At 48.2% G+C, this 2,864-nt stretch carries 4 protein-coding genes and 1 pseudogene; 2 read left to right on the top strand and 3 right to left on the bottom strand.

The window, feature by feature from the left end; translation table 11 throughout:
• Together AC4E7D_RS13540 and AC4E7D_RS13535 are read left to right on the top strand one after the other, a co-directional pair.
• Window positions 1–210: pseudogene (locus tag AC4E7D_RS13540) on the top strand (MBL fold metallo-hydrolase); the annotation flags it as partial.
• Window positions 210–1,076 (top strand): fructosamine kinase family protein, encoded by an 867-nt coding sequence (locus AC4E7D_RS13535; RefSeq protein ID WP_490174313.1) that lies wholly within the window; start codon window positions 210–212, stop codon window positions 1,074–1,076. The pseudogene AC4E7D_RS13540 and the gene AC4E7D_RS13535, both read left to right, overlap by 1 nt.
• Window positions 1,077–1,089: 13 nt before the next feature.
• Here the strand turns inward: AC4E7D_RS13535 and AC4E7D_RS13530 are convergent, their stop codons facing one another.
• From AC4E7D_RS13530 to AC4E7D_RS13520, 3 genes are read right to left on the bottom strand one after another with little or no spacing between them, the layout of a single operon-like run.
• Complete coding sequence (locus AC4E7D_RS13530; protein WP_490174312.1) at window positions 1,090–1,554, bottom strand: GNAT family N-acetyltransferase; 465 nt, start codon at window positions 1,552–1,554, stop codon at window positions 1,090–1,092.
• 3 nt (window positions 1,555–1,557) lie between these two features.
• Window positions 1,558–2,475: a cation diffusion facilitator family transporter gene (locus AC4E7D_RS13525; RefSeq protein WP_490174311.1), complete on the bottom strand. Its 918-nt coding sequence runs from the start codon at window positions 2,473–2,475 to the stop codon at window positions 1,558–1,560.
• 6 nt (window positions 2,476–2,481) lie between these two features.
• Window positions 2,482–2,862 carry an RpiB/LacA/LacB family sugar-phosphate isomerase gene (locus AC4E7D_RS13520; RefSeq protein ID WP_490174310.1) on the bottom strand — a complete coding sequence of 127 codons (381 nt, stop codon included), beginning with the start codon at window positions 2,860–2,862 and terminating at the stop codon, window positions 2,482–2,484.
• Window positions 2,863–2,864: the final 2 nt, after the last annotated feature.

Here is a 2,864-nt window from a genome sequence, read left to right as displayed (position 1 = left end):
AACAACCGCGACATAAAGGAGATCCCCCACCCTTTTGTAATTGAGAGTATGGCGTTGTTCGAGGCATTGCCTACCGAAGAAAAAGCCAAGGTCCACTTTATACATTTCAACCATACCAACCCCTTGTTGGATCCGGAGAGCGCTGCTAGCAAAGAGGTGGTAAAAAATGGATTTCAGGTGGCCCGCACCCATCAGATATTTCCCTTGTAATGCGAACGGAATCCAAGGACAGGCTGGAACAGGTTTTGGGAACGCGCATCCTGAGCTGGCAGGCTGTTTCTGGCGGTGATATTGCCCGTGCCTACCTACTGGAAACTGCTGAAGACCGGCTGTTTTGCAAGTTCATGTCAGGGAATGCCGGGCTGTCCATGCTGCGGGCAGAAAAAGCGGGCCTGGACCATATCCGAACTACCGGCACGGTCAAAGCCCCCAAGGTATTCTTTTGCCAGGAATTAGTTGATGAGGCCTGCTTAGGGATGGAATTTATAGCAAGTAAATCCCCTTCTGCAGATGAAATGCGCTTGCTGGGGGAACAACTGGCCTGTATGCACCAGAATACGGACAGCGCTTTTGGCTATACTTCTGACAATTATATCGGCAGCCTGCCCCAATCCAACAAACAGCATTCTTCCTGGTTGTCCTTTTATGTAAATGAAAGGCTGATGCCCCAGTTTAAATTGGCCTTGTCCCGTAACAGGCTGCAGCATGCAGAGGTGCCAGAAGTGTCGGAACTCATGGAAAAACTGCGGCCTTATCTCCAACGGGAGCAACCCGGCTTGCTGCATGGGGATCTGTGGAGCGGAAACTACCTGATCTCTTCTGCCGGAGAGCCTTACCTGATCGATCCCGCTGTGTATTTCGGGGACCCGGCAGTGGACCTGGCCATGAGCCGTTTGTTTGGTGGGTTTGGCCCTGAGTTTTACGAAGGCTACGCCTCACAGGGAACGGTGTTTCCCAATGAGCATGAACGGACCGATATCTATCAATTGTATTACCTGCTCGTCCACCTGAACCTCTTTGGGCGTTCCTATTATGTCAGCGTAAAAAATATACTGAGGAAATATTTTCCATCCTGATCCCATGGGATCTTCAGATGATTACTCTACCCTCTGATCCAGACTTAACCATCAATACATGCGGGATCCCGTCTTCCAGGTATTCCTCACCGGTCTCTTTAAAGCCCAGATCCCGGTAAAATCGGATCAGATAGGTCTGGGCAGATAAGCTCATATTGTCCGTCTGGCAGTATTTTTTAACCGCCTCCATGGTAGCCATCATGATATCAACACCTAAACCCCTGCCCCGGTATGCGTCGCGCACCACTACCCTTCCGATTCGGGCCGAAGCGTCATATACCCCGGGAGGAAAAAATCGGGTATAGGCAACCAGTTCTTCACCCTTATACCCGAGAACATGCAGGGCGATATCATCTTTGCCATCCACATCCTGGTAGGCGCATTCCTGCTCCACAATAAATACCTCGCTCCGTAATTGCAGTAGCTGGTAGAGTTCTTCCCGGCTGAGTTCATCAAATGATTTTGTAAAAACCTGCATGCCTTAATCCTGTACTATCAGTTTTTTACTGTCACATTTCCCGAATTCGGGCTGTATGTTCACATGGTTGATCCCGAATTTGTGGTAGACCTCTTCCTCGATCTTGTCCAGGATAAGGTCAAATTCAGAGAGGTTGATGTCTTCGGTAAAATCGATATGGGCTTCCAGGTGCACCTCATCTTCATTCAATTGCCAGATATGTACATGGTGTACGTTTTTGATCCTGGGAATTTGAGATATGGCCTCAACAATCTTTTGCACCTCAATAGTTTCTGGTGTAAACAACATCAGCACCCGTGTAGAAGCTTTTAGTAAGTCATACCCCATATAGATCAGGTACAGGGCGATGAGTATCGTAAGCAGTGGATCGATCCAGAACACCCCGTAGAATTTCATCAGCAATCCACCCACCAACACAGCAACCGAAGCCATCATGTCTGTAAGTAAATGCAGGTAGGCAGAACGCATGTTCATGTTCCGGTCCGCATCTTTTTTTATCAATAAAACACTAAAACCGTTAGCCAATATGCCAAGCAGAGACAACCATATCACCAGGTTATATCCGATGGGCTGGGGTTCCATGAAGCGTTCCACCGCTTCGATGATCAGGATAATGGCCACTACGATAAGGGTTGCACTATTGACGAAAGCGGCTATTATCTCAGCGCGTTTGTACCCGAATGTCTTATTTGCAGAAGCTTCTTTTTTAGCGAGTAAGGTGGCGATGTAGCTGATCAGTAAAGACAGAACATCACTAAAATTGTGGAGCGCATCAGACAACAGCGCCAAACTTCCTGAAATTATCCCCCCTATGACCTGGGAGACCGTTATCAGGATGTTCAGTAAAATGGATATGAACAGGTTCCTCCCCTTCAGATCAGGGTGGGCATGTTCGTGGTTATGTCCGTGATGCTGATGCATATATAATTAGGAGCAGGGGATTTTTTCCACTCTTCGTTCGTGCCTTCCCCCTTCAAAAGGAGTGTTGATAAAGGTCTGTACCATTTCCAGTGCCTGTGGTAGGGAAAGGTAGCGTGCAGGGAGGCTCAGTATATTCGCATCGTTGTGTTCCCTGGCAAGGGAAGTGATCTCCTTATTCCAGCAAAGGGCAGCCCTTACTTTCTGATGCTTGTTTGCGGTCATGGCGGCCCCGTTTCCGCTGCCACATATAATTATGCCGAGATCCGCCTTGTTCTCATCAATATCCCGTGCGACAGGATGAATAAAATCCGGATAATCCACACTATCGCTGGCATCCGTTCCATAATTCTCTACTTCGATATCCATGGATTTCAAGAGTCCTACGATGG

This window comes from Lentiprolixibacter sp., from assembly GCF_982873095.1.
The sequence above is the reverse complement of the archived record's forward strand: the minus strand, read 5'-3'. Positions and strand labels throughout refer to the sequence as shown.